The sequence below is a fragment of the Dendrosporobacter quercicolus genome, from assembly GCF_900104455.1.
Lineage (GTDB): Bacteria > Bacillota > Negativicutes > DSM-1736 > Dendrosporobacteraceae > Dendrosporobacter > Dendrosporobacter quercicolus.
Map to the genome: position 1 here is coordinate 15,632 of NZ_FNHB01000002.1, position 26,489 is coordinate 42,120.

Below are 26,489 nucleotides of genomic sequence, written 5' to 3' on the forward strand. Positions count from 1 at the left end.
GCGGCGGTTAAGCCGGCCGGCAAGAGGACAATAAGGGGACGGATTGCGGCAGGGGGCGGAGCTGGCGTTAATGTTCCGGCAAATCGGTGAATTCCCCTTCCAGCCCATCATTGATTTCCGTAGTCTGCGTGTTGCCCGCAGAATTTTGGTTGCGCAATTCCCTGGCATCCGCTACGACGGTCTTCAGCCCGTGAGAGGCATTATGAGCCAGCCCCTTGGCTTTATCGGAGGCGGCCAGCACTCCGGCGGTAGCGGCTACAGCCATACGGCGAGGCTGTTCTTTTAAGTTGTCTTTCAGTTTTTTGTAAGCCAGCTTATGGTCGGTGCTTTTGGCTTCATCGATCAATTCCTGAATTTTTTGGCGGGAGGCGGCCGAGTGCTGTTTGGCTTCATCGGTCAGCGATAAAATTCCGCTTAAGGTTACAACTGCGGCCCGCCGCAGTCCTTTCCGCACAGCCGGTACAGCCAGTGCGGCGACCGTACCGCCGGCGATAAGGCCAAGCGGCGAGGTGCGGCTGAGCATACGGGATCCCATTTGTAAAAAACGCATTTCTTATTCCTCCTCATCTGCGTTACGACTAAATTGTTGGAATGGCGACAAAATGGCTTGTAGTTTAGTAATGCCCTGATCCGGATTATTTATGTTTGCACGGGTATAGTTTTGAGCTGAAAAACATATTAATGTCTTGGCAAAGTTGTGAATTAGACAGTGTAGATTTTTTTGCAGTGCGAAAAAAATCTACACTGTCTAAGCTGGGCTTTTACTTTGTCAAGACATTAATAGCATGATTTATTAAAGTAAAATGGAGAGGATAAAATGAACGTAGGCTTGGTTGGCTTAGGGCGTATGGGACAGGTTTTAGCCAGAAAGCTCGCCGGAAGGGGCAAGCTATGCGTGTTTGACCGGGGTTTTGGCCGGGCGCGGCGTCTGGCGGACGAATTGAATATTTCCGCCGCTGACTGTCTGGCTGATATTGTGGAACAGGATGTGGTTATACTGGCCTTGCCAGAGCAGGAAGTATTGCGCTGCATTCAATATTTCAACCAGCTTAAACAGTCCTTAGTGGTGATTAATGTTGCGACAAATGTTTCACAGCAGGCGCTGAATGAGACGGCCGAACTGCCGGTTAGAGGCATTGGGGTAAAGTTTATCGGCCATGCCGGCGAAATGGCTTTGGGGCTCGAACCGGTCATTGTTGTTGAGGAAAAGCCGGCGGAATTGGCGGAATTGGCGGCGAATTTATTCCGTCCGGTAGGAACGGTAATGTTTGGCCGGTCTGATATGGTAAGTGTCATAAATGGCGCGGCAGCAGAAGCGGCCTTAACGGCGGCGGTGCAGATTGAAAAAACGCTCCGCTTTCAGGGCGTAAGCAATGAAGATATGATAAAAAGCGCCATCAGGCAAGTCGCCGCCGGCATTCTTAAAGCCTATGCGAATAATGATTTAGGACCGTTTGCGCAAAAGGTTGTTGACTCCTTAAACCTTAAGTGGAATAACTAAGCTTACCGGCTGCATCTGTAATGACCTATAGTAAAACTGTATCCATTGAAATTATAAATTCTGGATATTTTAAAGGGGCCAAATTTGCTTTATAATACAATATATACTAGCTGGTCGAGTAGAATGATGAGGAGGTAATGAAACAATGCAGCAAGGAACTTTCCGGGTTAAGGCCGGTCTGGCCGAGATGCTTAAAGGCGGCGTAATTATGGACGTTACTACCCCTGAGCAGGCAAAGATAGCTGAGCAGGCGGGGGCTTGCGCCGTTATGGCGCTGGAGCGGGTGCCGGCTGACATCCGGGCCGCCGGCGGGGTGGCCAGAATGGCGGACCCTACGATTGTCGAGCGGATTATGGATGCGGTTACGATTCCGGTAATGGCTAAAGCAAGAATAGGACATTTTATTGAGGCGCAGATCCTGGAAGCTCTGGGCGCCGACTATATTGATGAAAGCGAGGTACTGACGCCTGCTGATGATAAATTTCATATCAATAAAAATCAGTTCAAGGTACCGTTTGTGTGCGGGGCGAAAAATCTTGGTGAAGCACTGCGCCGGATCGGTGAAGGCGCGGCGATGATCCGTACCAAGGGCGAGCCCGGTACCGGCAATGTTGTCGAAGCAGTAAAGCATATTCGGATGGTGATGGGCGAAATACGGCTGTTGCAAAACCTGCCGGAAGAGGAAATTGCCGCATTTGCCAAGAATATCGCCGCACCGGTTGAATTGGTGCTGGAAACTAAGCAGTTAGGGCGGCTTCCGGTGGTTAACTTTGCTGCCGGCGGTATTGCCACCCCGGCTGACGCCGCTTTGATGATGCAATTAGGCTGTGACGGAATCTTCGTCGGCTCCGGTATTTTTAAATCAGGCGATCCGGCCAAACGAGCCAAAGCAATCGTTTCAGCAACTACTTACTATAATGATCCGAAGGTGCTGGCGGAGATCTCCAAGGACTTAGGCGAGGCTATGGTTGGGATTGAAATTGATACCATACCTCAGCATGAGCGGATGCAGGAGCGAGGCTGGTAGGCCTGTATGGCGGCCAGGAGGGAGCAGGCATGAGAATTGGCGTATTGGCTTTGCAGGGGGCGTTTCGCGAACATTGCCGGATGCTGGCGGAGTTAGGGCTTCAGGCGGTGGAGATTAGAAAAGCAGTTGAATTAGAAGACATTGAAGGACTGATTTTGCCAGGCGGTGAAAGTACCGCAATTGGCAAGATGCTGAACGACTGGGGATTGATGGGAACGGTCAGGGCACGAGCCGCCCGGGGGATGGCGGTCTATGGAACTTGCGCCGGAATGATTTTACTGGCTAAGGAAATTATTGACAGTGAGCAGCCCCGGTTGGGATTAATGGATATAACTGTGAGGCGCAATGCCTTTGGCCGGCAGTGTGAGAGTTTTGAAGCCGATTTATCTGTCAATGAATTTGGCGTCGAGCCGGTGCGGGCAGTCTTTATTCGCGCGCCCTACATTGAGGCGGCCGGACCGGCGGTCCAAATAATGGCTAAAGTCAATGACAAAATAGTCATTGCCCGTCAGGACAAGCTGCTGGTCACTGCTTTTCATCCGGAGCTAACCAGAGACCTGCGTATTCATGAGTATTTTATAAAAATGATCAAAGAATAGGCAAAAAGCTGTCGGCCCGATGCCAGGCGGCCTTTTATTCCGCCCGGTGTAATGGGCTGATAAAAGCAGGAGACTGGGAAAAGCTATCGAATTATCACTAAATAAAGATGAAATAGATGGAGGAAGTTGCACAGTGGCCGGAAATCCTTCCATAGTGAAATCAGCAGCCCGCACGCTGGCGATATTGGAATTTATTGTACAGTGCCCAAAAGCGCCGACCTTTACTGTTCTTCAAGAACACATGGATATTCCCAAGAGTTCATTATCCTATCTGCTGCAAGAATTATTGAGCCAGGATTACATCCAGTTTGATGCTGACCGGAGAGTATATTCGCCCGGACTCAGATTGGTGCAAATGAGTGCTTCCTGCATCAACAACACCAATCTCTCTAAGGAAATATGGCAGGGGATTAAGAAGCTGAGCGAAGATCTGGGAGAAACTACTCATGCGGCTGTTTTAGATGGCCGGTTTATTGTTTACATTGCAAAATGTCAGGGTACAAAAGATGTCAGTATTGTGACAACGGTCGGCTTTAGGGTGCCGGCCCATGCCACAGCTATCGGGAAAATGCTTTTATCCTCGTTAAATGAAGCGGAGCTGGAGCACCGGCTGGGGAATACGGCTTTAGAACGTTACACCGATAATACCCTGACTGCCCCTGACCAATTGATGGCAGCCATCCGGCAGGCGGCTGTTGAAGGTTATGCCATTGATCAGCAGGAAATTATTTCTGGCGGTGTATGTGTGGCTGCGCCGGTTTATGATCAAAATAATAAAATGATTGTGGCGATCAGCGTAACAATGCCTGCAGTCCGGGCAACGGAATCATTTTTGGAGGAATGCATACGTCAGGTAAAACAGGTTGCCGATACCGTATCAAGGCGCTTAGGAAAACTATAAGGCGTACAGAAATATTTATGCCAATGCAGGAAAACTTGTATGCTAAGCGTAATACTTAGCATACAAGGAAGAATTTGATGATTGTAACTGACTCAGGCAATGAGCCTGAACCTACTACTGCCATGAGAGGCTGTAATTTTTTTATTCATATAAATGAATTAAGTTCATATACATGAATTGTGTCGATTTTGTGCGCATTGGGCCGGCTTGTATAGGCCGGGAAGGACTTGATGCGGCAAATTTCAATAAATAAATCGTTAAAGGAGCGAGACGCGATGTCCAAACAACGGTGTCAGGGAGTTAGGGATTCATGGGCGCAGGTGGATGCTTTGATGCTGGGCATGAATTGGTCGGAGGAGGATGTGGAAAAACCCCATATTCTAATTGATGATGTGCAGGGAGACAGTCATCCAGGCAGCTTTCATCTGGATGTTTTAAGTGATGAGGCTTGTACCGGGGTTTATGAAGCCGGGGGTAAGCCGGCCAAGTTCCATGTTACCGACATTTGTGACGGCTGGGCGCAAGGCCATGACGGGATGAATTATATTTTAGCCTCCCGGGAAATTATTGCCGATATGGTTCAAATTCATGCCTCGGTTATCCCCTGGGATGGGATGATTTTATTATCCGGGTGTGATAAATCGGTGCCGGCCCATTTGATGGCTGCTGCGCGAATGAATATACCCACGATTCATATTCCCAGTGGTTCAATGCGCTCAGGACCGGATATATCTACCTCCGGACTGGCCGGTCCTTTGTCGGCCAAAGCGAAAAAGGGTTTAGTCAAACCTGATGAGATGCGCAACTACAAGCTAACCGGCTGTCCGTCCTGCGGAGCTTGTCAGTTTATGGGCACTGCCAGTACCATGCAGTGTATGGCCGAAGCCCTGGGCCTGGCGCTGCCAGGGACTGCGCTGATGCCGGCTACCTTTGCGGATATCCGCCGTCTGTCCCGAATTGCCGGCAAGCAGATTGTGGCGCTGGCCTGCCGGGATATTACGGCAGCGCAGATTATGACCAAGGCTGCTTTTGAAAACGCCATTAAGGTGCATGCAGCCATTGGCGGCAGTACGAATGCGCTCATTCATCTCCCGGCAATTGCTCATGAACTGGAGCTGGAACTGGACCCGCAGATTTTTGATCAAACAGGCCAACAAATTAAATACTTAACCAATATTCAACCCAGCGGAAAATATGTTACGGAAATGTTCTGGTTTGCAGGCGGAGTGCCAATGATTCAATGGTTAATCAGAGATCAGCTGGATCTTAATGTAATGACTGTTACCGGCCGGACTTTAGGTGAAAATCTACAGAAACTGTGGGCTGACGGATTTTTTACCCGCTGTTTGAATTATCTTAAGACATATGGCATTGAGGCTGAGGAAATTATCAGACGGCCGGAGCAGTCCGATAAGTATGGCTCGATTGCCGTGCTGAAAGGAAATGTTGCACCTGACGGGGCAGTTGTCAAATATTCGGCAATTGTTCCGGCAATGCAAAGGCATACCGGCCCGGCAATGGTATTTGACAGTGAGGAAAATGCCCAGGCTGCAATCATTGCGGGAAATATTAATCCGGGTGCGGTAGTCGTTATCCGTTATGAAGGTCCTAAAGGCGCCGGCATGCCGGAAATGTTCATGACAACAGATGCTATTGTGTTTGATGAAACACTGAACGGAACTGTCGCGATCGTAACCGACGGCAGATTTTCAGGGGCAACCCGCGGACCGTGCATCGGACACGTTTCGCCGGAGGCTGTTGAGGGCGGCCCGATTGCTTTGATTGAAGACGGCGATTTAATTGAACTTGACATTCCGGCGAGAAAGATTAATATTGTCGGCATTGCCGGCGTTCCAGCCGGCCCGCAGGAGATCAGCGATATTCTTAACACCAGGAAGGCAGTATGGCGGCTGCCGGTGTTAAAACCGAAAAAGGGCATTTTAAAAAGATATTCGCAAAACGCGGTATCAGCCATGGCCGGCGCTTATATGAAGTAAGCCTTGCAGCCGGCAGATGCCGGACAATAAAAAATAAGGAGGTCAATTGTTAATGTTTAAAGGTATTCTTACGCCGGTAATTACCGTCTTTGATGACCGAGGCAAGTTTGACTTTGAAGGCAACACAGCTGTTATTAACCGTTTAATCGAACACGGGATGCATGGACTGCTGTTTTTGGGCAGCATTGGAGAATTTTTTGCCCTGACAATGGAAGAAAAAAAAGAGTTTATTCATTTTGCGGTGCAAACCGTAGACAAAAGGACGCCGGTGTTAATTGGCGCGGGAGGTACAGTACCGGAAGAGGTTGCTGCTCTTACACAATTTGCCGAGCAGGCCGGCGCTGATGGCGTTGTGGTGGTTTCGCCTTACTATTTCAGTCTTAATGCCGAAACAATTTATCACTATTACGCCAGCCTGGCCCGCAGTACATCGCTGCCGATCATGCTGTATAACTTTCCTGACAGGACAGGCTCTGATTTGACGCCTGCGCTTGTTTTGCGCCTGGCTACAGAATTTAGCAATATTGTCGCCATCAAAGACACTGTTGATAATATCAGTCATACCCGCAAGCTGATTCAGACAGTCAAGGAGCATCGGCCGGAGTTTACGGTTTTATCCGGGTTTGACGAATATCTGATTCCTAATTTAATGGCTGGCGGCGACGGCGTACTTTGCGGTTTGACGAATATTGCGCCAGACTTATTCGACGGATTGCTAAAAGCATACCGGGCGCAGGATTTTGCCAAAGTGGCTGCAGCGCAGGCCAAAATCGCAATTTTGATGAATCTGTATGAGGTTACCAATCCGTTTATTGCCGGGATAAAAGGAGCCGTTAAACTTAGCGGCGTTCCAATCAGTACGGCTGTCAAAGCGCCTGCGGCGGCGATTACCGAGCAGCAATTGGAGGCTGTCAGGGCTATTTTGGCCAAGGCTGGCAAGGAATAATTGAAAGTCGGGGTGCAAGCGTTTTTTAAAAAAACGTCAAGCGCTCCGCTTTTTGCAAAGAGGAAGGAAAAGAATCTGTAAATTGAATAAGAACAGGGCGCTGTTCAGTGCAAAAGCTCCTTATTCTTTAAGTTCACCGGTGTAAAAGGGATTAACTTCGTTGGTATAGAGATCAGCGGCTTTAATTTCACCAGGCTTTGCAAGGCCGTTTCGTTCCATCATGTCAATCCAGAACTGAACCTTTCTCTCATCAACCCATTTGTCCTGCGCATGCCAGTTGCCGCCGGATAGTGGGGTCTTATTGTAGTCGGCCCATACCTGTTTGGCCTCTTCAAAGTGCTGATTGCCCCACTGTTGACCGCGGTAATTGCCTACAATGTAGGCTTTAACCACCCCTGGGTATTTTTGAATGAATTCTTCGCTAAAGGCACGCACGCCTAAGCCTACAGCCTCGCCGTCGCCGGCTGCAACCCCGACTTGATAACTTGAAGCCAGCACTTTAAGGCCTGGGCGCTGTTGGGCTGCAAGAGAAAACTGGGAATGGAGAAAAGCAACGTCAATTAAACCCTGCCGCAGGGCCTGTTCTTGCTGCAGATCAGGCATTGTTACCAGTGTTACCTGGTCTTTGGCGATACCATTTTGACGAAGGTATTCGTAGGTTAAAAGTTCGGCGCAGCCGCCCATATTGGCAACAGCAATTTTTTTACCAATCAGGTCCTGGGGAGCATTGATTTTCCCAGCGGTCCGGACCAGCCAGTACATGTGTCCTTTATCATGATCGGGATGGTCAACCAGGCCTTGCATAACAATTTTTATTTTCATTCCGGCCTGCCTGGCCATTGCAACATTAATCACATGACCGGAATTCATGAGATCAACATCGCCTTTTACGGCAGCCTGAACCAATGTTCCTCCTTTGATGGGCCCTAGATAATCGGTAATAATACCGACATCCTTGAAGAAACCGTTGACGTCGGCCATTGCATAATCAAAGGCGCCGCCTTTTACTACTTTGAGTTGGAATTCCTTCGTCAGTTTGCCGTCTCTAAATTGATATTCGGCGCCAGCCGGTTCTTTTGAACAGCCGTTAAAAACCATTGCTGCAAGAACAGCCAATGAAATTATAAAAAAAATTCTTGCTTTCCGTTTCATTCGCAATCTTCCTTTCACGAGGGACTCATTATCGCTGGAACGGTGGATTTGCAGTATTTAATACTATTTCCAATGGGTTATTCTTTTTTCAATGCCAACCAAAGTATAGTTTAAAATCAATCCCAACAGGGACATTGACATAATCGCCGCATACATTGTCGGTATCTTATACTTTACCTCCGAATCGTATAATAAAAAGCCAAGACCGGAGTTTGCTCCCATCATTTCAGCGGCAATGAGGATTAGAATAGATGTTGTCGCGCTGAGTCTGACACCGGTAAATATTGAAGGAACAGCTGCCGGAACAATGACCTTTATGAATATCTCCAGAGAGGATGTTCCCATCGAGCGGGCAGCCTTGATCAGCAAGGGATCAACATTTTTTACACCGGCAATGGTGTTAAGCAGGATCGCCCATTGCACCCCCCAAAAGATGATAGCCACTTTGGAGACTTCACCAATCCCGAAAAAAAGAATAAAAACCGGAAACAGCGCCAGCGTGGATGTCTGGCGAAAGGTCTGCAGCAAAGGATCAACAAGCTCTTCAAACCGCGGGAACCAGCCAATGAGCAGTCCTAAGGGAACAGAGACCAGCAGGCCTAAACTAAAACCAAGTACCGAACGGCGCACGCTTTGGGCAATATGCGTAATTAGCTCCCCTGAGCGCAGTAAATCCCAAAAGGCCGCTACCACTTTGGAAAAAGGCGGCAGAAATACCGGATCGGCTAAGCCGATCCGGGGAGCTGTTTCCCAGATCAGCAGAAAAGCGGCTATCGCAACTAAGCGGTACCCTATTGTAAGTAGCCTGGTAATTAATTTTTGTAGTGTAATTTTAAATCACCTCCTGCTTATTTAATAGCTAAGACAATGCCTGCAACTTCGTGTAAAAATAAAAAGGCCGGGAGTAATTATAATTACTCCCGGCCTTTGATTGCCTGACCAACCAGCCGGTAAACAGATATCAATTGATCAAATAGTACCATGGCAGAGGATAAAATGCAAGAGGATTTTCGGTGCGAGGCAAACAGGTGGTTTTTAAGGTCAATGAAGTATGCACGAATAAATTTGAATCATAGCCACAGATGAAGTACAATAATAAATACATTATGGAGTTTTAATTTAGAGTTAGGAGACAATGCCAATGAGTGAAGTCACGGAAGGAATTATTACACAATCGTCGGCAGTGCGCTTTCGGCAGGCGGCTCTCGGTGATCTTGATTATATTGTGGAAACCGAACATGCCGAAGAGAATGCCAAATATGTCATTCCCTGGCCCCGGGAGGAACATGCCAAATTGCTGAATACGGATAACACGAAACATTTTATTGTGGAAACGGCTGACGGCGGGAAAAACGCGGGGTTTGTCATCGTATCCGGTTTAAAAAATCCATTTCAGGAAATCGAGTTCTTACGGATCATCATGGCTGAAAAGGGACGGGGCTATGGCCGCCAGACAGTACGGTTATTGCAGAGCTGGGCATTTAAAGAACTGGGGGCTCACCGGGCCTGGCTGGATGTTAAGGATTACAATGACCGGGCTCGTTATTTGTATAAATCTGAAGGTTTTGTCGAGGAAGGGCATATTCGGGAATGCATTAAAAATGGCGATTCTTATGAGTCTTTGATCATTCTGGGCATATTGGAACACGAATACTTTGCTTTAAACAAATAACGCTGCAAGTGAATCCGCTCCAGAGTAAGCCGAGCTATACCACAGCCCCAAATTGGGTATAGTATTGTTATGGATGTCGTGCAACCTCAGGGGAGATGTCAATGGAAGAATTCAGCAAGCTAATGATTGCGTATATTGCCGCATGGGGGTATCCGGCGCTGGTGCTGGCATTAATGCTGGCCAATATCGGTGTACCGGTGCCCAGTGAGATTACTCTGGGGTTTGCCGGCTTTCTGGTATTTGGCGGACAGCTTGAATTTGCGCCGGTCATTGTTTCGGGGATTATTGGCGAGGTATTAGGCGCTTGTCTGGCTTATGGGCTGGGCTATTATGGCGGAACAGCCTTTCTGGTAAAATACGGACGTCTATTGGGACTATCTTTCGCTACACTCGAGCGCCGCCGGCATTGGCTGAACAAATATGGCGCCGCGACAATTTTTTTTGGCCGGCTGCTGCCGGTTGCGCGGGGATTGATTGCTTTGCCGGCTGGTTTTATCCGAATTGATTTTTGGCTTTTTTTCTTATGTACAGGCTTTAGTTCGGTTATTTGGGTGGTAGTACTGGTTTATATGGGGCAATTGCTGGGGGAAAGCTGGCGGGAGGTTGATGCGGTCGGCTATGGTATGGGCAAGGCGGTATTCATTCTGGTGCTGCTGGCGGCGGCGGCATTTTTGTACCGGAAAAGACGGCTGCGCGGTTTTCAGCATTAAGCAGGGGGCTTACATAATAAGGCCAGAGTATGCCTGATGACAGTTGCCGGGTCAGTACTGTGCAGGCAGCGCAGGTCGTTGCGCGGACAAACTGTTTTGTGGCAGGGGGCGCAGGGCGTATTGCCGGCAAGTGCAATGTGTCCCGCCTCAAGCGGGCCGAATTTTAGCGGGTCGGTAGCGCCAAAAATACTGACACTGGGCGTTCCTACGGCAATTGCCATATGGAGCGGCCCGGTATCGCCAACGACCAATACGGCGGAACGTTTGAGCAAAGCCGCAAGCTCCAGCAGGCTGGTTTTAGCTACGGCATTAACTACCGGAACCTTTGCCAGCTTTATAATTTCAGCGGCGGCCGCCTGATCGGCTGGCCCGCCGCATAAGAGTATTTTGGCATAGCTGCTGATTTCCCTGATCACCTGGGCAAAATAATCGGGCGGCCAGTTTTTCGCGGCCCAGGTGGTCACCGGGTTTACCGCGACGACCCGATCTTCAGGGCCAATGCCGTGCTCAAGCAAAAAGTCATTGGCAAAGTCATTGGCGGCAGGCGGGGTGATTAACGTCATCCGGTAGTCCGCGGCAGCGATATTAAGCGGTTTCAGGATGCTGAGATAGCGCTGAATGACATGTCTTTCAGCGGGCTGCACCGGAGCTGTTTCGGTCATGAATAAACTATTCAGCTCCTTGGTTTGGCTAAGGCCGATCCGGCGGACCGACTGGCTGGCCGCTGTTACCATGCCGCTGATGAATAACCCATGAATGTCAAGGGCAATATCATAGTGCTTGCCGTGAAAGTAACAGCGCAATTGTTGCCAGATCCGCCAGGCCTGTTTGAGTTTCCCCGAACGCATGGCCTGCTCCCATTGTTCGCGGGGCCATACATATAATTCGTCAATATATGGATTGTAACGGAGCATATCTGCCGATACTTTGCCGACAATCCAGGTAATGTGGCAGGCGGGCAGAGCTTCTTTGAGCGTGCGGGCTACCGGCGTACAGTGTAAAACATCACCTATTGAGCTTAGTCTGACAATTAGAATACGGGGATTGCTGATCATAAATAGCCACCTTGCTTAAGGATTAGATTAGGTCAAAAGCTGTATCTTGAGTGTATCTTTATTTACTATTATGCGCCAACCGGACGGTAACAATCAAATCATTATTTTTCCTAAGTCTGACTGTCAGCGGGGCCTGTGGGGTAAGAGAAAAGCAGTTGCTTATAAAAAGGTTACTTTGCCGTCCTTTAGTGAGCCAATGCGCACAAGAGATTCTACACGGTAGCCGGCCTGGCGCAGTTTAGCGGCGCCTCCCTGAAAACTCTTTTCAATAACAATGCCAATGCCGGTAATTTCACAGCCGGCCTGACGGGCCAGAACGGCCAATCCTGAAGCGGCCGCGCCGCTTGCTAAAAAATCATCAATAATTAATACTTTCTCGCCAGCCGGCAGGAATTTTTTTAATACGGTAATATGGTTGGTTTCCTGTTTGGTGTAAGAATATACTTCAGTAGTGTAAGCCTCTTCGCTCATGAGAAGGGATCTCTTTTTGCGGGCGAAAACCAGCGGGACATTAAGCTTTACGGCTGTGGCTAAAGCTACTGCAATGCCGGATGACTCAATAGTCAGTATTTTGTCGACCGTGCAGTCTTCAAACCGGCGGGCAAATTCAGCGCCTATCTGCATTGTCAGTACAGGGTCCAGCTGATGGTTGAGAAAGGAATCGACTTTAAGCACTTTCTCGTTTAAAACCGTTCCCTCCAGGAGAATTTTTTGTTTGAGTAATTCCATATGCCCCTCCTATGCCTTTGTACACTCGTGTACATAATACTTAGGAGTTTAGCACACTGACCTTATGAGGGGAAATAAGTGGTGCTAATATACCTATTAAAATTACTTATATTAAATTGCCAATGGAAACAGAACAGTTATTGGAATCATTAAAATATTAAAAATTGATTTAAATCACAGTGTGAGCAGGCAAAAAGGGGTATGATAAGCTCAAGTATTCAGGAGGTGTGTACCATGTTGCCAAAAGGTGCGAATTTACAAAAAATCCGGGATGGGAAAAAAACTTACGCAATTACGCCGCATTTACCGGGCGGGTTTATCAAACCGGATACCATGCGGAAGTATGCGGATGTTGCCGATAAGTATCACGGTGTATTGAAGCTGACTTCGGCTCAGCGTATTATGATTACCGGACTTAAAGCAGAGGACATTGAAAATGTCTGGCAGGATTTAGGCATGCAGCCTGCTTTGGGATTTGCCAATTGCGTCCGCAGTGTAAAAATCTGTCCAGGCAGCTTATTTTGTAAGCGCGGCAAACGCGATAGCATCAAGCTGGGTATGGAACTGGATAAATTGTATCATAAAAAGGAAATGCCTTCCCGCATTAAACTGGGGGTAGCCGGCTGCCCCAATTCCTGTGCCGAAATCTATGTGAAAGATGTTGGCCTGCTGGCAACCGATCAGGGCTGGGATGTTTATGTGGGCGGGACGGCGGGCGCTCATCCGCGGCTGGCTGAAAAGCTGGTGGAAAGTCTTATAGATGATGAGGCCCTGAGGATTGTGGCTATCATTCTGCGCTATTACGAAAAAAATGCTGACATTGAACGGGTTGGTCAATTTATAGACCGTATCGGCTTTAAAAAGTTCCAGGCGGACATTTTAGCCGAATTTTACGGTGAAGAAAGCCGGCGTGGGCAAGCTGAGACTCCGGCGAGCGGCGAAAAACTGAAGCCGGTTCCAGGAGCCCTGACAGAGGGAACGCTGGTGGCCGGCGATAAGATCGAGGCCGACAGTGTAATCAGTGACATTATCAGAGTATACCCGCAAACTGTTCCGGTTTTCCGCTCTTTTGGGATGGGCTGTCTTGGCTGCCCCTCATCAACAGATGAACCGGTAACCAAGGCTGCTGAAATTCATGGTTTGAATGTTCCCGAATTATTGTCGGCATTAAATAAAGTGGTTTAAGGAGGTAATAAGATGAGCGCATTCCTAGGACATATTCATTATTGGCTATATCATAAAATTCGCCGGGTGATTGAGCGTGAACATCTGCTGTATGATAAAGCAGAGGCTATGTGCGGCAGTACGGCGGAAGAACTGCGGTCCCAGGTATGGCAAAGCTATGGTCAGCCTTTGGTGGATGTGGACTTAATTGATGTGATTGATCAGTCTAATATTCACGGCTGGCTGCAACGCCAGATCAATATTGCTGAAAGCAGGGAAGCTGCTTTTATTAAAGAGCTTGGCGATACCTGCTCGTCCGCGGGGATTGAACTGGCTGAAGCCGCCTTTGCCGAGCATGGCGAGCTATGCGGCAAGCAAGCCGGCGGGCAGGGAAAATATAGTACTGACAGCGCAAAGGGAATTTATCAGGCGCTGCAGGATTATTACCTGAATGGAATGCCCTGCGACCAGGTTGATACGGTTATTGTGAACACTGAGGATGAAGTTGTCTGGGAAGGCGGCGAATGCCTGCAGGCGGTAAATTGGAAACGGGCCGGCGTTAAGGCCGCAATCATGAAAGGCTGTTACCGTAAATGGCTGAGCGGCTTTGTAACCGCATTAAACAGCGGATTTATTTATACGCAGACCGCCGATACCATGAAAGGCGATCGATTAGACCGGCATAAAATTGCAAAAGCCTAACAACGGCTGCCTCAAAATTCAAGTGACGCATGGTACTAGTGTTTTGGCAACACAGGGGATCTTTTTGTTGCCAAATACGATGGGAGTTAACGAAAAGTGATAGTTGCTTTTATTCATGGCATGATTCTGGCTTTGGGATTGATATTGCCGTTAGGTGTGCAGAATGTTTTTATCTTTAACCAGGGCGCCCTCCAGCCTACGGCTGTTAGAATAATGCCGGCGGTATTTACCGCCGCGCTTTGTGATACTCTGCTTATATTGCTGGCTGTGGGCGGCGTATCGGTGCTTGTATTGTCAGTTGCCTGGGTAAAAACGGCGCTTGCCAGTGTTGGCGTGGTTTTTCTGGTTTACGCCGGCTGGATTACCTGGAATACCGTAACCTCAGAGCTGCAGGACCGCCAGGGAGAAGAACGGTGGCCGGTTAAGCGTCAGGTATTATTCGCAGTGTCGGTATCTTTGTTGAATCCTCATGCCATTTTGGATACGATTGGCGTTATTGGCACCAGCTCGCTTTCTTATACCGGATCAGCAAAAATAGCCTTTGTGGCAGCTTGCGTCATCGTATCCTGGGTGTGGTTTTGTCTCTTGGCCGGGGTTGGAAAATTTGTCAGGTATTCCGCCAAGTCAGGGCAAATATTGACTGGGATCAACCGGGTATCGGCGTTGATTATGTGGGGCTGCGCCATATATCTGCTGCAAAGCATATAATGCGGAAAGGTGAGCGATATGGCTGAGTATGAAACTGAGTTAAAGTTACAGATAACAACGTCTGCCGACGGGGATAAAATTTTGGAAGCGCCTGTCTTAACGGCGGCAATGCAAGCCGGTACACGGCGCAAGGACTGTTTGGAGGCGCGTTATTACGATACGGCGGACGGCAGTTTGCGCATGGCCGGCTGGGCATACCGGGTCAGGTGCGAGGCCGGAGCGTGGGTTGCTACAGTCAAGGGCGGCGGTCAGGCGGCCGGCGGACTGCATAAACGGCTGGAATATAATATTGCTGTGGCTGGTCCTGAACCTGATTTAGCGGTATTTTCGGGTACTCCGGCCGGTAAAAAGCTGCGGTCGGCGGCAGGTGCGAGTAAGCTGAAGACTGTCATGCTCACCCGTTTTGAACGGGAAACTGCTCTGGTGGTCATTGACGGCAGTACAATTGAAGTGGCGGTCGATAAAGGTGAGATCATCGCGGGCCATCAGCGGTCGCCTATTTTGGAAATAGAGCTGGAGTTAAAGGCCGGAACGCCAACTGTGCTGTTATTGACCGGGGCTAAACTGGCGGAACAGTTTTCGCTGCTGCTGGAACCACGCAGTAAGTTTGCCCGGGGGCTGGCGCTGGCCGGGCTTGCAGCCTGGGCTGACCAGCCCGCAGCCGGGCCTGTCATTAACCGGGTGCACAGGTTGCTGGCTGCACAGGCGGCGCTCTGGCATAACCCGGCGGAACAGCAGCAAGAGCAACAATTGCTGGATATCAGCGATTTACAGCAATTGATCGCCGGTATTGCCGCTTATGATGGTCTAAAGCCCCGGCTGGCGGACTGGCGGGCTGTTTTGGAACAAGCGGGAACGATTGATAGCAAAAAGACGATTCCGCTGCTATTGACCGTTTGGGCAATTGCGCTTGATTTATAATACGAAGGTATGGAAGAAAGACGGGAGGTGTCCAAATCTGCTAAAAGCGTTTTGGACACCTCCCCCTGTTTGCTAGGAAGCGCTGATTTAATGAACATGCCGGCCCAAACGAGAGATTTTTTTGCCCGGCAAGGAAGAGTAAGCGCAGGAATCGGGTGGAAAAGATGCGTTGTATAACCTAACTTCCAATCCGGTACTAGCGTGTACCGAAAATTTCTCCCTCGCTGATTGCCGCTTGAGCGGCGGCCAGGCGGGCAATCGGCACCCGGTATGGCGAGCAGCTGACAAAATCAAGTCCGATTTGGTGGCAAAATTCAATTGAGCTGGGATCGCCGCCATGTTCACCGCAAATGCCGATGAGCATACCGGGGCGGGTTCTGCGGCCGCCTTCGACTGCCAGCTGCATAAGTTTGCCTACCCCCTTGCGGTCAAGAACGGCAAAAGGATTTTCCGGCAGAATTTTGGCATCCAGATAGTGGGGGAGGAATTTTCCTTCGGCGTCATCCCGGCTGAAACCGAGGCAGGTTTGCGTCAGGTCATTGGTGCCAAAGCTGAAAAATTCGGCTGATTCGGCCAGTTCGTCGGCCAGCAGTGCGGCGCGGGGCAATTCAATCATTGTGCCGGAAGTATAGTGGAAGGTTGTTCCGGCCTGCTTCATCACCTCGCCGGCAATCCGGTCAATGCGTTCTTTGAAGAAATCCATTTCGGCTTTGCTAAGGGTAAGCGGAATTTCCACTTCCGGCAATACGGTATAGCCTTCACGGCTAAGACGGGCGCAAGCGTTAAAAATAGCCTGAATTTGCATTTCATACACTTCCGGGTAGGTAATCCCAAGCCGGCAGCCCCGGTGTCCCAGCATTGGATTAAACTCATGGAGTTTGCGAACCTGTTTGAGCAGGACTTCTTTTTGCGCCAGTAACGGGGGATTGTCGCCGCGGGTGCTGAGAACAGCGGTTTCAATCAACAGTTCTTCCATTCCGGGCAAAAATTCATGCAGTGGGGGGTCCAGCAGTCGGATACACACCGGATAACCGTCCATGGCTTTCAGAATACCATAAAAATCACCTTCCTGCATGGGGAGGAGGTGGCCCAGCGCCTGTTGACGCTCTTCCAGCGTTTCCGCCAGAATCATCTGCTGGACATAGGGCAGTCTGTCCTGCGCCATAAACATATGCTCGGTCCGGGTCAAGCCGATCCCGGTTGCGCCGAATTCACGGGCTTTAAGGGCATCTTCCGGCGTATCGGCATTTGCCCGGACGTCAAGCTGCCTTAGCTCATCCGCCCAGCCGAGCACTGCCAGATATTCCGGCGACAGTTCAGGATCTTTCATTGGCACATCGCCTAAAATCACCCGGCCGGTCGCGCCGTCTATGGAAATATGATCGCCCTCTTTGATGATCGTTTGATCAACGGTGAATTGTTTTTTATGATAGTCTACCTTAATCGACTCGCAGCCGCATACACAAGGTTTACCCATCCCGCGGGCCACTACGGCGGCATGACTGGTCATGCCGCCGCGACTGGTTAGGATGCCCTGGGCGGCAATAATACCGTGGATATCATCCGGCGTGGTTTCCATCCGTACCAGCATGATTTTTTGACCCGTTTTACTCAGCCGCTCGGCGTCATCAGCGCTAAATACAACCAAGCCGGATGCTGCGCCGGGCGATGCCGGCAGTCCTTTCGCTAGAATGCTGAGACTGGCTGAGCTGTCGATCTGCCGGTGCAGCAGTTGATCAAGCTGGCCGGGTTCCACCATAAGAATAGCCGCCTTTTTGTCAATGAGTCCTTCAGTAAACATGTCATGGGCGATTTTGATCGCAGCCTGAGCGGTTCGTTTGCCATTACGGGTTTGCAGCATATACAGCTTGCCTTTTTCAATGGTAAATTCGATATCCTGCATGTTCCGGTAATGCTTTTCCAGTGTTTGGGCAGTTTGGGAAAACTGGTCGAATATAATGGGCATTTCAGCCTGAAGCTTGGCAATGGGTTGTGGCGTCCTGATGCCTGCAACTACATCCTCGCCCTGCGCATTGGTTAAATACTCTCCGTACAAAACGCGTTCGCCGGTGGAGGGATTTCTGGTAAAGGCAACGCCTGTGCCGCAATCATTGCCCATATTGCCGAACACCATGGATTGAATATTGACGGCGGTACCCAGTTCGTGATCAATTTTATTCAAATTACGGTAAATGATGGCGCGGTCATTGTTCCAGGAGCGGAAAACGGCTTCCACCGCCATAAATAATTGTTCCAGCGGGTTTTCCGGAAAGGGTCGTCCGGTTTCTTTCAGGACAAGCTTCTTGTAGTTGTCAATCAGGCTTCGCAGTGATTCCGGCGTAAGCTCTTGATCGAAAGCAACTCCCTGGGCTGTTTTTTGGTTTGTCAACAGATGTTCAAACGAATGCTTGGGAATTTCCAATACGACATCGGAAAACATTTGAATAAAGCGGCGATAGGCATCATAGGCGAACCGCAAGTTGTTGGTATTTGCCGCCAAACCCTGCGTTGTTTCCTCATTCAGGCCCAAATTTAGAATGGTATCCATCATTCCCGGCATGGAAAATACTGCGCCGGAGCGAACGGATACGAGTAAAGGGTTGTCGGTATCGCCAAACTTTTTACCGACAGCAGTTTCGACTGCTGCAAGGTTTGCCCGGACTTCAGCCTCCAGGCCGTCCGGCAGCTTGCGTTCCAGGCGGTAATATTCGCGGCAGGCTTCTGTGGTAATGGTCATGCCGGGCGGAACGGGCAGGCCGATATTGGTCATTTCCGCCAGATTGGCTCCTTTGCCGCCGAGCAGTGAACGCATGTCGGCCCGGCCTTCATTAAAAAGATAAACAAACTTAGCCATTTTTACCAGCTCCTCTATAGTAAAATTCCAGTACTTTGGCCGCAGTCTCTTCAGTTGCTTTATTGGTGACGTCAATGATCGGGCAGCCGATTTTGCACATAATGGCATCGGCATATTCCAGTTCATGTAGAATGCGTTCAAAGCTTGCGTAATCGGCAGCCGGCGACAAGCCCATGGATTTTAGGCGTTCTTTACGGATTTCAAACAGCAATGCCGGCCTGATGGTAAGACCAACCACTCTCTGCGCCGGAACCTGGTATAATTCAGCCGGCGGCGGTATTTCCGGCACCAGCGGCAAATTTGCGGCTTTAATGCCCTTATGCGCCAGATACATGCATAGCGGCGTTTTGGATGCTCTTGATATGCCGATAATGACAATATCGGCCTTTAACAAGCCGCGAGGCTCTTTGCCGTCATCATATTTCACGGCGAATTCAATTGCCGCCACTTTACTGAAATAGGCCTCGTCGATCTTGCGGATTACTCCCGGTTCATTTTTGGGCTGCAAGTCGGTGACTTGTTTTAAGGCTTCAATAATTGGCCCCATGACGTCAACCGCCGCCAGGTTAAGTTGATGAGCTTTTTGTTCGAGATAGGCTTTCAGATCAGGGCGGACCAAAGTGTAAATGACAACGCCGCCGGCATCGGCTGCTTCAATGAGTGCTTCTTCAATCTGTCTGGTTGTTTCTAGAAAGGGAACGCGGCGAAAATCCACATGGCTAGTGGCAAACTGGCTGGCGGCGGCTTTTACCACAACTTCACCGGTTTCGCCGATTGAGTCGGATAAAATATAAACAATCGGGGCTTTTATCTGGTCTAGTTTCAAATTAATGGAGACTACCTCCTCTATGATATTGTTTAGCTATCCGCCAGATTGACGAATAACTGGGTTATATTGGTTTTGGTAATCCGGCCGACTACTTTGAATTTTTCTATCTGATCAACGGTTGCCATTTCGACAACCGGCAGGGAATCGACTTGATGGCTGATGAGTTTCTTGGCTGCTCTCAATATTGGCTCATCAGCTGCCGCCAGAATGATATTGGGCATTCTGGTCATTGCCAGGGTAACCGGAAGCTCATTGATGTTTTTGCCCCCCATGGCCGCTTTTAAGAGGTCTTTACGTGAAATAATGCCTTCGATGAAGCCGCCGTCGGAGACGACGACAATGGTGCCGACGTCTTCAGTGAATATTGCCACGATGGCGTCATAAACCGAACAGGTTTCCCGGATGACAATAGGCCGGGATTGAACATCAGCGACGCGGATATTGCCGATAATGCCGGCGATAAGTTCGGTAGGCTTTTTGCCGGTATGATAATAACCAACCCTGGGCCTGGCTCCCAGCAGTCCGGACATGGTCAGAATGGCCAAATCAGAACGGAGGGCGGCCCGGCTGAGGGATAATTTTTCGGCAATCCGGGTTCCGGTAATCGGGCCAAACTGTTTAACCATTTCTAAAATGATTATTTGTCTCGGTGATAGTTCGATATCAATTCACCTGCCTCCGTTAATTAGTATACGCTATTTAATGAAATTCGGGAATAATTATACTATATTTCATTATTAAATACTTGTAAAGAGTAAAATATAAGTAAATAGGGTCAAGTAAAGGCAATTTATTGCTGCTTTCTTGGAATATCCTTTATTTTCTAACCCTAAATTGAAGGGATTTATTCGCCTTTGCCGGAATATATACTTGACAGCACTAGGTTCTTGTCAGCCTTAAAAACGGTAGAATAATGGCTGATAAGGTACTATCATCATCGTGCCAGGCTGATGCCGGTCCGGGGCCAAGCGTATCATTTCCGCAATCCGGCCTTGTCGCCAATCGGCGTACTGCCGGCCCGTAGAAGGGGGTGGTTGTTATTTTGCTGTTGCGCCGTGTAACCGGCTTGCTGTTGCTGTTGCTGACAACCAGTGCCTTTTTTATGCCGGCGGCAAGCGCCGGGTTGATCAGCACCAAAGATGAAATTTCCATTGGCCGCAGTGTCGGCAAGCAACTTGAGGAAAAATATGGCGTGGTTGACGATCCTGCCCTGCAGGAACGGGTGACGCGCATTGGAATGAATATGGTGGCCGTATCTGACCGCAGCAATTTACCTTATAGTTTTAAAGTGCTTAATTCCAAAGAGATTAATGCTATGGCTGCGCCAGGCGGATATATATACATATTCCAGGGATTAGTGGATTATATGCAGTCAGATGACGAACTGGCCGGGGTTATTGGCCATGAAATCGGGCATGTCGTTAAACGGCATACTGTCCGCCAGATGGAAAAAAGCCTGGGGCTTAGTCTTCTGTTTGGCGTGGTGTTTGGCGATCGCGGCGTCATGCTGCAAAACCTGGCGTATAATGCGATTATGGCCGGCCATAGCCGGTCTGATGAGCGTGAAGCCGATTATCTGGGATTTACGCACTCGTTCAAGGCCGGGTATAATCCCTATAGCATGCTGCTGGGGCTGTATAAATTATCCGAACTCGACCAGAAGTACCATTATGATTTGTTTTCAGACCATCCCGAAGGAAAGGCCAGAATTGCCCTGGTCCAAAAGCAGCTTCGTGAGGCCGGCATTGAACCGCTGGTCGTGCTGGATGAAGACGGCAAAACGGCCCGGGTGGTTGACGGCGAGTGGCAGCTGCCGCCTATTTATGCAACTTTAAACGGCTATAAGCCGCTGTTGCGGGCTTATTTTGTCGCCGGAAATTTATACAGGCTTAGGGAACTGTCCGATTATTCCAGCGACAAGTATATTCTGGATACCGACGGTACAAACTTTACCGTTTATTATGATGACCGGAAAATCATTACCGTAACGCCCGAAGACGCGGCAGCGCAAAGCATGAGCGTCCAGGAACTGGCTAATCTTCATATTGACACGCTGCGCAACTGGCAGCCCAAACAATTGCTTGACCAAAATAAAATAAAAAAATAACAGTATAAACCGGTAAGCGCTTAGCGCTTACCGGTTTATACTGTCTGGGAGGAAAGAACGGCGTTTTACTCTGGACTGGTAGAGCAGCAACCCTAATCCTGTAGATACTGTCACTATACTCGCAGTTTTAAGGTTGATGCTCTACTTGGCGGTACCCCGGGATAGTATATGGACTTTGACATCCTTCATTCCAAAGTCTTCGGCTTCAGCTACCGACCATTTGGCGATGTCAATACGGTTGCCTTTGATTGCGCCGCCGGTATCTTCAGCGACGGCATACATACTGTCGCCGTTCGGCAATTCAATATAGACCTTAGAGCCTAGCGGAATAACGTCGGGATCAACAGCAATAACGCCGGGCCGGATCTGGGTACCCAGATACGTTTTGTTACCCCACTGCTCATTGTCATGCGGGCCTGGGGCATAGGCAGTGGCTGTTGCGTTCAGGGTTTGTTTGGCGTCAGACCAAGCCTGGCTGTTTTCAACGGCCTTAGTCTGCTTGGCTTGGCCCGGCGTTTTGTCAGATCGGTTGACGGCCTGTACGGCTTTTAGATCCTGTTCGGCTTTTTTGCCGACTTTAACTTGTTTGGCCAGGCCGTTTTGTTTGGCAGGCTTAGCGGCGACAGGTTCAACCGGAGGTTTAGCGGCCGAGGCCAACGGAGTAAATAAGGCCGCCGACATTAACGCTGCCCCGGCAAAGGCTGCTGCCACCCGGCGGTATTTTTTATCTTTATGAGGATAAAAACGTTTAGGCTTCATGATTTTGCTCCTTTGCGAGGTAATAATAAGTATAGTTTCCACTTCTTTTGCCTGGCTAATTCAAGTATTTTCAGGTAAAAATGCTGCGTAATCTAATAAAATATCGTTTAGTCCCAATTTACAGCAAAAAACGGTGATAAAAAAGCAGGATAAGTTTTTATTTGTTTTTTGGCGAGGCATTTTTAGGTTGAAATTAACATATTGTTTTATATAAATAGCAGGTGAAATCCAAAAAATGTAAAATAATAATAAGACACGAATCGTAATATTTTGCTATCAGGCCGGCATAAGCTGAGAAAGTGTGCATAGTGAATGGCTGTGCACAATACAGGCAAAAGCGGAGGGGGAATATCTTATGAGAAAAACAGAGTGTTTGGCAATGATACTGGCAGGCGGTCAGGGCAGCAGGCTCGGAACATTAACGAAGAAACTGGCTAAGCCGGCGGTACCATTTGGCGGTAAATACCGGATTATTGATTTCCCTCTTAGCAATTGTTATAACTCGGGGTTAAATACAGTCGGAATTCTGACTCAGTATCAGCCGTTGGCGTTGCACAGTTATATTGGGGCCGGCGGAGCCTGGAATCTCGATAGGAAAGACGGCGGAGTTTTTGTGCTGCCGCCTTATGCCGGCGAAAAAGGCGCCGAGTGGTATAAAGGCACGGCGGATGCTATTTATCAAAATATCAATTTTATTGAGATGATTAATCCCAGCTTTGTATTAGTATTGTCAGGCGATCATATTTATACTATGGATTATTCAGTGCTGCTGGATTATCACAAAACCCAAAAGGCTGAGGCCACAATCGGCGTTATAGAAGTTCCCTGGACGGAAGCACCGCGTTTCGGTATTATGGCGGCGGCCGATAACGGGCGAATTACACAATTTCAGGAAAAGCCGGTTCAGCCGATGAGTAACCGGGCTTCCATGGGTATTTACATGTTTAACTGGAAGTTTCTCAAGCGGATTCTGGAAGAGGATGCCAAGGATCTGGCATCCAGCCATGATTTTGGCAGAACCCTTATCCCGAAAATGCTGGCAGGGGGACATAAATTATTCGCCTATCCTTACGCGGGTTACTGGAAAGATGTTGGCACAGTCGAAAGCTTGTGGGAAGCGAACATGGATTTGCTGGCAGATCATCCGGCGCTTAATTTGCATGACCCCGCCTGGCCGATTTATTCGGTTAACCCAACCAGACCGCCGCATTATCTTGCCGCCGGCGCCAGTGTCAGATGCTCGCTAATTAGTGAAGGCGCCGTCATTTATGGCAATGTTGAACATTCGGTTATTTTTCCCGGCGTTCAAATCGGCGCAGGGACCAGTGTGAGAAATTCAGTGATTATGTCCTATACCCGGATTGGCGAAAATGTAGAAATTGACCGGGCGCTGATTGGGCGGCGCTGCGTTATTGACGATAATGTCCGCATTGGTTTGGAGCAGCAGGATGTTATTGTTATTTCCGAAGGCGATGTCATTGAACGTGATACTAAAATTGGCGGGTTAGTCCCGCAACAACAGGTTGGCTAGTACGGCGTAGCGTGCCTGCTAACCAGCGCAAAGCAGTGAGGTGCTATATGAAAAGAGTAATGGGGATAATCAATCTTTATGAAAGTGAAGCCGCCATTCAGGAAATTACCGGGCACAGGCCGCTGGCGGCGGTGCCTTTCGCCGGCCGGTACCGGCTGATTGATTTTATTTTATCCAGCATGGTCAACTCCGGCATTCAGAATGTAGGCATTTTACTAAAAAGCAAATCACGGTCGCTGATGGATCATTTACGTTCAGGCAAAGAGTGGGATTTAGCCCGCAAGCGCGACGGCCTGTTTATTTTACCTTCCGACGGCGCTTCAGCCGGAGCAGGAAAAGGCCAGGGCGATGTTGAAAGCTTTCAACATCATTTAGATTATATCGAAAGCAGCCGGCAACAGTATGCTCTGGTCAGCGGCAGCCATTTTGTCTGCAACATGAACTATCGCAAGGTGTTGCAGTTTCATGAAAACACCGGGGCGGATATTACTATTGTCTATAAAGAACTAGACCCTGCCAATGATGATTTTAGCGGCTGCACCGTGCTTGAAACAGCCAGTGACGGACGGGTTGCTGATTTGGCGGTTAATCCGGTCCGTTACAGCAGTTCGAAAGTTTCGCTCGCGATGTATTTGTTGAGAAAAGAGCTGTTGATTGATTTAATCAGCGGGTGCTATGCCAGGGGTGGTGTTGATCTTCTTAAAGACGGAATAATAAAAAATCTGGCTCATTTAAACGTTTATGGTTATCCGTACTGCGGGTTTGTAGCCCGGATCAATTCGGTAGGCAGTTATTACCGCCATAACATGGAGCTGCTCAGACCGGACAAATGGCAGGAGCTTTTTGTTAAATCAGGACTGATTTATACTAAGGTAAAAGATGCCGCTCCGGCCAAATATCAAGAGCAGGCTCAGGTAAGCAATGTGATGATCGCCAATGGTTGTGTTATTGAAGGAAGTGTCGAAAATAGCGTGCTGTTCAGAGATGTCAGGGTACATAAAGGCGCGTGTATTCGAAACAGCATTATTATGCAGAAATGTCAAATTGGCGAAAACGCACAGATTGAGAATGTAATCTGCGATAAGGACGTCGTTATTACAACCGGTAAATGGCTAAAGGGTGATCAAAATTATCCGCTCGTAATTGAGAAAGGGACAGTGATTTAACATGATAAAAGTGTTGTTTGCTGCAGCCGAAGCTGTACCGTTTATTAAGACCGGCGGCTTGGGTGATGTAATTGGCTCTTTGCCGAAAGAACTGGTCAAACAGGGCCTGGATGTACGGGTGATGTTGCCGCTCTATCGGGATATTGCCGAGGAATACCTGGATCAACTGACGGTTGTCCACAGGCTGGTGGTGCCTGTGGGCTGGCGCCGTCAGCCTTGCGACATTGCTCAGCTTAAGCATGAAGGAGTTACTTTCTATTTTGTTGGCAACGACTATTATTTTAACCGCAGCGGCGTCTATGACCATCCTGACAATGCTGAAAGATTCGCATTTTTTTGCCGGGCTGTGCTTGAGGCTTTGCCGAAAGTGGAATTTCAGCCTGATATTCTGCATTGTCACGACTGGCATACGGGTATGGTCAGTGTGCTGCTCAGGGCTCATTATGCTAAGCTGAATTTTTATTCCGGCATAAAAACTGTCTTTACGATTCATAATCTTGAATACCAGGGCAATTTTGCGCCCGATATTTTGGGAGATATGCTTGATTTAGGCTGGGAATATTTTACGCCGGACAGGGTGGAAGCCGCAGGCCAGGTTAGCTTTTTAAAGGGGGCCTTGAATTCGGCCGATTATCTTACCACTGTCAGTACAAGTTATGCCAAGGAAATTTTAGCGCCGGAACATGGGCGAAATATGGACGGGCTGCTCAGAAAGCGTTCCGGCCAGCTTGTTGGCATAAACAACGGTATCGATTATCAGCAGTATAATCCCCGGAAAAATACCATGATTTACACCTCGTTTGATGCCCGTTCACTGCGCCGGCGCAGTGAAAACAAGCGGCAATTGCAGCAGGATTTGCAATTGGAACAACATTTAAACATACCGCTGATGGGTCTTGTGGCCCGGCTGGTCGATGCCAAGGGAATTGACCTAATGATAGCGGCATTGCCCGATATTATGGCCTTAAATACTCAACTGACAGTGCTGGGAACAGGCGAAAAGCGTTATCAGCAGTTTTGGGAAGAAGCTGCCCTGCGCTATCCGGGCCGCATCGCAGTCAATATTGGTTTTGACACCAGGCTGGCTCATCGCATTTATGCCGGGTCGGACCTGTTCTTAATGCCGTCGCGCTATGAGCCCTGCGGTTTGAGTCAGCTCAATGCCCTGCGCTATGGCAGTATTCCGGTAGTGCACGCTACCGGCGGCCTGAAGGATACTGTGCAGCCTTATGACAGCATGACTGGGGAAGGAACGGGGTTCAGCTTTACGGAATATACGCCGTCCGGCTTAATAGCGGCAATACAACAGGCAATCGAAGTATATAACATCCCCAAAGCGTGGAACAAATTAATCAGGTCGGCAATGAAACAGGATTTTAGCTGGCAACAGCCTGCCGGACAATATAAAGAGCTGTATCGGCGGGTTCTAGTCTAGTCCCTTGACCCAGTACTGGCCCCC

25 protein-coding genes are annotated in these 26,489 nt (G+C 49.0%); 16 read left to right on the forward strand and 9 right to left on the reverse strand.

Going from position 1 to position 26,489, the window contains the following annotated elements; translation table 11 throughout:
- Window positions 1-67: 67 nt before the first annotated feature.
- Window positions 68-550, reverse strand: a complete 483-nt coding sequence (locus tag BLR06_RS06170) for a hypothetical protein (RefSeq protein WP_092069998.1) — start codon at window positions 548-550, stop codon at window positions 68-70.
- Between the two features lie 267 nt (window positions 551-817).
- Here BLR06_RS06170 and BLR06_RS06175 point away from each other — a divergent pair, with 267 nt between their 5' ends.
- The 6 genes from BLR06_RS06175 to dapA all read left to right on the forward strand — a co-directional run bounded on the left by BLR06_RS06175 (window position 818) and on the right by dapA (window position 6,971).
- Complete coding sequence (locus tag BLR06_RS06175) at window positions 818-1,501, forward strand: NAD(P)-binding domain-containing protein (RefSeq protein ID WP_092070001.1); 684 nt, start codon at window positions 818-820, stop codon at window positions 1,499-1,501.
- Window positions 1,502-1,646: 145 nt separating this feature from the next.
- Window positions 1,647-2,528, forward strand: coding sequence for a pyridoxal 5'-phosphate synthase lyase subunit PdxS (gene pdxS / locus BLR06_RS06180; protein ID WP_092070004.1), 882 nt, complete (start codon window positions 1,647-1,649; stop codon window positions 2,526-2,528).
- Window positions 2,529-2,557: 29 nt separating this feature from the next.
- Window positions 2,558-3,127, forward strand: coding sequence for a pyridoxal 5'-phosphate synthase glutaminase subunit PdxT (gene pdxT, locus BLR06_RS06185; RefSeq protein ID WP_092070007.1), 570 nt, complete (start codon window positions 2,558-2,560; stop codon window positions 3,125-3,127).
- Between the two features lie 133 nt (window positions 3,128-3,260).
- Entirely contained in the window at window positions 3,261-4,028 is a 768-nt protein-coding gene (locus tag BLR06_RS06190) for an IclR family transcriptional regulator (RefSeq protein ID WP_092070010.1), read from the forward strand.
- 275 nt (window positions 4,029-4,303) lie between these two features.
- Entirely contained in the window at window positions 4,304-6,025 is a 1,722-nt protein-coding gene (ilvD, locus tag BLR06_RS06195; protein WP_092070013.1) for a dihydroxy-acid dehydratase, read from the forward strand.
- Between the two features lie 52 nt (window positions 6,026-6,077).
- Entirely contained in the window at window positions 6,078-6,971 is an 894-nt protein-coding gene (gene dapA / locus BLR06_RS06200) for a 4-hydroxy-tetrahydrodipicolinate synthase (RefSeq protein ID WP_092070017.1), read from the forward strand.
- Between the two features lie 120 nt (window positions 6,972-7,091).
- Here the strand turns inward: dapA and BLR06_RS06205 are convergent, their stop codons facing one another.
- The gene (locus tag BLR06_RS06205) at window positions 7,092-8,123 is read right to left on the reverse strand and encodes an ABC transporter substrate-binding protein (RefSeq protein ID WP_092070020.1); all 1,032 of its coding nucleotides are present in this window, start codon (window positions 8,121-8,123) and stop codon (window positions 7,092-7,094) included.
- 63 nt (window positions 8,124-8,186) lie between these two features.
- A complete protein-coding gene (locus BLR06_RS06210) occupies window positions 8,187-8,816 on the reverse strand; it encodes an ABC transporter permease (protein ID WP_245698049.1) in 630 nt (209 codons plus the stop codon).
- 448 nt (window positions 8,817-9,264) lie between these two features.
- Between BLR06_RS06210 and BLR06_RS06215 the strand changes: the two genes are divergently transcribed.
- Together BLR06_RS06215 and BLR06_RS06220 are read left to right on the forward strand one after the other, a co-directional pair.
- Window positions 9,265-9,795, forward strand: a complete 531-nt coding sequence (locus BLR06_RS06215) for a GNAT family N-acetyltransferase (RefSeq protein WP_092070026.1) — start codon at window positions 9,265-9,267, stop codon at window positions 9,793-9,795.
- 101 nt (window positions 9,796-9,896) lie between these two features.
- The gene (locus tag BLR06_RS06220; protein ID WP_173812782.1) at window positions 9,897-10,505 is read left to right on the forward strand and encodes a DedA family protein; all 609 of its coding nucleotides are present in this window, start codon (window positions 9,897-9,899) and stop codon (window positions 10,503-10,505) included.
- Here BLR06_RS06220 and BLR06_RS06225 read toward each other — a convergent pair.
- Both BLR06_RS06225 and BLR06_RS06230 read right to left on the reverse strand, forming a co-directional pair.
- On the reverse strand, window positions 10,502-11,560 hold the full coding sequence (locus tag BLR06_RS06225) for a glycosyltransferase family 9 protein (protein WP_092070031.1): 1,059 nt from the start codon (window positions 11,558-11,560) through the stop codon (window positions 10,502-10,504). The two genes, BLR06_RS06220 and BLR06_RS06225, sit on opposite strands and share 4 nt — an antisense overlap.
- A gap of 159 nt (window positions 11,561-11,719) precedes the next feature.
- Window positions 11,720-12,289 carry a xanthine phosphoribosyltransferase gene (locus BLR06_RS06230; protein ID WP_092070034.1) on the reverse strand — a complete coding sequence of 190 codons (570 nt, stop codon included), beginning with the start codon at window positions 12,287-12,289 and terminating at the stop codon, window positions 11,720-11,722.
- Window positions 12,290-12,523: 234 nt separating this feature from the next.
- On the opposite strand from BLR06_RS06230, the gene BLR06_RS06235 reads away from it, so the two are divergent.
- The 4 genes from BLR06_RS06235 to BLR06_RS06250 all read left to right on the forward strand — a co-directional run bounded on the left by BLR06_RS06235 (window position 12,524) and on the right by BLR06_RS06250 (window position 15,784).
- The gene (locus BLR06_RS06235; protein ID WP_092070038.1) at window positions 12,524-13,474 is read left to right on the forward strand and encodes a DUF1858 domain-containing protein; all 951 of its coding nucleotides are present in this window, start codon (window positions 12,524-12,526) and stop codon (window positions 13,472-13,474) included.
- Between the two features lie 12 nt (window positions 13,475-13,486).
- A complete protein-coding gene (locus BLR06_RS06240) occupies window positions 13,487-14,155 on the forward strand; it encodes a hypothetical protein (RefSeq protein WP_092070041.1) in 669 nt (222 codons plus the stop codon).
- Between the two features lie 96 nt (window positions 14,156-14,251).
- Window positions 14,252-14,863: a LysE/ArgO family amino acid transporter gene (locus BLR06_RS06245; protein ID WP_092070044.1), complete on the forward strand. Its 612-nt coding sequence runs from the start codon at window positions 14,252-14,254 to the stop codon at window positions 14,861-14,863.
- An 18-nt stretch (window positions 14,864-14,881) separates the two neighbouring features.
- Window positions 14,882-15,784, forward strand: coding sequence for a CYTH domain-containing protein (locus BLR06_RS06250; RefSeq protein ID WP_092070047.1), 903 nt, complete (start codon window positions 14,882-14,884; stop codon window positions 15,782-15,784).
- Window positions 15,785-15,980: 196 nt separating this feature from the next.
- Here the strand turns inward: BLR06_RS06250 and ppdK are convergent, their stop codons facing one another.
- Genes ppdK through ccpN form a run of 3 tightly spaced genes read right to left on the reverse strand, consistent with a single transcriptional unit; the run spans window position 15,981 to window position 20,135 of the window.
- Entirely contained in the window at window positions 15,981-18,638 is a 2,658-nt protein-coding gene (gene ppdK, locus BLR06_RS06255) for a pyruvate, phosphate dikinase (RefSeq protein WP_092070050.1), read from the reverse strand.
- Window positions 18,631-19,464 (reverse strand): pyruvate, water dikinase regulatory protein, encoded by an 834-nt coding sequence (locus BLR06_RS06260; RefSeq protein WP_092070053.1) that lies wholly within the window; start codon window positions 19,462-19,464, stop codon window positions 18,631-18,633. The genes ppdK and BLR06_RS06260 overlap by 8 nt, the downstream gene beginning before the upstream one ends.
- 32 nt (window positions 19,465-19,496) lie before the next feature.
- Window positions 19,497-20,135 (reverse strand): transcriptional regulator CcpN, encoded by a 639-nt coding sequence (ccpN, locus tag BLR06_RS06265; protein ID WP_340148018.1) that lies wholly within the window; start codon window positions 20,133-20,135, stop codon window positions 19,497-19,499.
- Between the two features lie 374 nt (window positions 20,136-20,509).
- Between ccpN and BLR06_RS06270 the strand changes: the two genes are divergently transcribed.
- Window positions 20,510-21,574, forward strand: a complete 1,065-nt coding sequence (locus BLR06_RS06270; protein ID WP_245698050.1) for a M48 family metallopeptidase — start codon at window positions 20,510-20,512, stop codon at window positions 21,572-21,574.
- Between the two features lie 141 nt (window positions 21,575-21,715).
- On the opposite strand, the gene BLR06_RS20230 is transcribed toward BLR06_RS06270, so the two are convergent.
- On the reverse strand, window positions 21,716-22,333 hold the full coding sequence (locus tag BLR06_RS20230) for a 3D domain-containing protein (RefSeq protein WP_173812784.1): 618 nt from the start codon (window positions 22,331-22,333) through the stop codon (window positions 21,716-21,718).
- A 355-nt stretch (window positions 22,334-22,688) separates the two neighbouring features.
- Between BLR06_RS20230 and BLR06_RS06280 the strand changes: the two genes are divergently transcribed.
- Genes BLR06_RS06280 through glgA form a run of 3 tightly spaced genes read left to right on the forward strand, consistent with a single transcriptional unit; the run spans window position 22,689 to window position 26,465 of the window.
- On the forward strand, window positions 22,689-23,864 hold the full coding sequence (locus tag BLR06_RS06280) for a glucose-1-phosphate adenylyltransferase (RefSeq protein WP_092070060.1): 1,176 nt from the start codon (window positions 22,689-22,691) through the stop codon (window positions 23,862-23,864).
- Window positions 23,865-23,911: 47 nt separating this feature from the next.
- The gene (gene glgD / locus BLR06_RS06285) at window positions 23,912-25,030 is read left to right on the forward strand and encodes a glucose-1-phosphate adenylyltransferase subunit GlgD (RefSeq protein ID WP_092070063.1); all 1,119 of its coding nucleotides are present in this window, start codon (window positions 23,912-23,914) and stop codon (window positions 25,028-25,030) included.
- A 1-nt stretch (window position 25,031) separates the two neighbouring features.
- Window positions 25,032-26,465, forward strand: coding sequence for a glycogen synthase GlgA (gene glgA, locus BLR06_RS06290; RefSeq protein ID WP_092070066.1), 1,434 nt, complete (start codon window positions 25,032-25,034; stop codon window positions 26,463-26,465).
- Window positions 26,466-26,489 lie beyond the last annotated feature (24 nt).

Bases quoted from the DNA above. Each gene is read 5' to 3' on its own strand.
- dapA (WP_092070017.1), top strand. From the start codon at position 6,078: ATGTTTAAAGGTATTCTTACGCCGGTAATTACCGTCTTTGATGACCGA.
- BLR06_RS06205 (WP_092070020.1), bottom strand. From the start codon at position 8,123: ATGAAACGGAAAGCAAGAATTTTTTTTATAATTTCATTGGCTGTTCTT.
- ppdK (WP_092070050.1), bottom strand. From the start codon at position 18,638: ATGGCTAAGTTTGTTTATCTTTTTAATGAAGGCCGGGCCGACATGCGT.
- BLR06_RS06215 (WP_092070026.1), top strand. From the start codon at position 9,265: ATGAGTGAAGTCACGGAAGGAATTATTACACAATCGTCGGCAGTGCGC.
- BLR06_RS06230 (WP_092070034.1), bottom strand. From the start codon at position 12,289: ATGGAATTACTCAAACAAAAAATTCTCCTGGAGGGAACGGTTTTAAAC.
- BLR06_RS06220 (WP_173812782.1), top strand. From the start codon at position 9,897: ATGGAAGAATTCAGCAAGCTAATGATTGCGTATATTGCCGCATGGGGG.
- BLR06_RS06240 (WP_092070041.1), top strand. From the start codon at position 13,487: ATGAGCGCATTCCTAGGACATATTCATTATTGGCTATATCATAAAATT.
- glgD (WP_092070063.1), top strand. From the start codon at position 23,912: ATGAAAAGAGTAATGGGGATAATCAATCTTTATGAAAGTGAAGCCGCC.
- ilvD (WP_092070013.1), top strand. From the start codon at position 4,304: ATGTCCAAACAACGGTGTCAGGGAGTTAGGGATTCATGGGCGCAGGTG.
- BLR06_RS06250 (WP_092070047.1), top strand. From the start codon at position 14,882: ATGGCTGAGTATGAAACTGAGTTAAAGTTACAGATAACAACGTCTGCC.
- BLR06_RS06280 (WP_092070060.1), top strand. From the start codon at position 22,689: ATGAGAAAAACAGAGTGTTTGGCAATGATACTGGCAGGCGGTCAGGGC.
- BLR06_RS06225 (WP_092070031.1), bottom strand. From the start codon at position 11,560: ATGATCAGCAATCCCCGTATTCTAATTGTCAGACTAAGCTCAATAGGT.
- glgA (WP_092070066.1), top strand. From the start codon at position 25,032: ATGATAAAAGTGTTGTTTGCTGCAGCCGAAGCTGTACCGTTTATTAAG.
- pdxT (WP_092070007.1), top strand. From the start codon at position 2,558: ATGAGAATTGGCGTATTGGCTTTGCAGGGGGCGTTTCGCGAACATTGC.
- pdxS (WP_092070004.1), top strand. From the start codon at position 1,647: ATGCAGCAAGGAACTTTCCGGGTTAAGGCCGGTCTGGCCGAGATGCTT.
- BLR06_RS20230 (WP_173812784.1), bottom strand. From the start codon at position 22,333: ATGAAGCCTAAACGTTTTTATCCTCATAAAGATAAAAAATACCGCCGG.
- BLR06_RS06170 (WP_092069998.1), bottom strand. From the start codon at position 550: ATGCGTTTTTTACAAATGGGATCCCGTATGCTCAGCCGCACCTCGCCG.
- BLR06_RS06175 (WP_092070001.1), top strand. From the start codon at position 818: ATGAACGTAGGCTTGGTTGGCTTAGGGCGTATGGGACAGGTTTTAGCC.
- BLR06_RS06235 (WP_092070038.1), top strand. From the start codon at position 12,524: ATGTTGCCAAAAGGTGCGAATTTACAAAAAATCCGGGATGGGAAAAAA.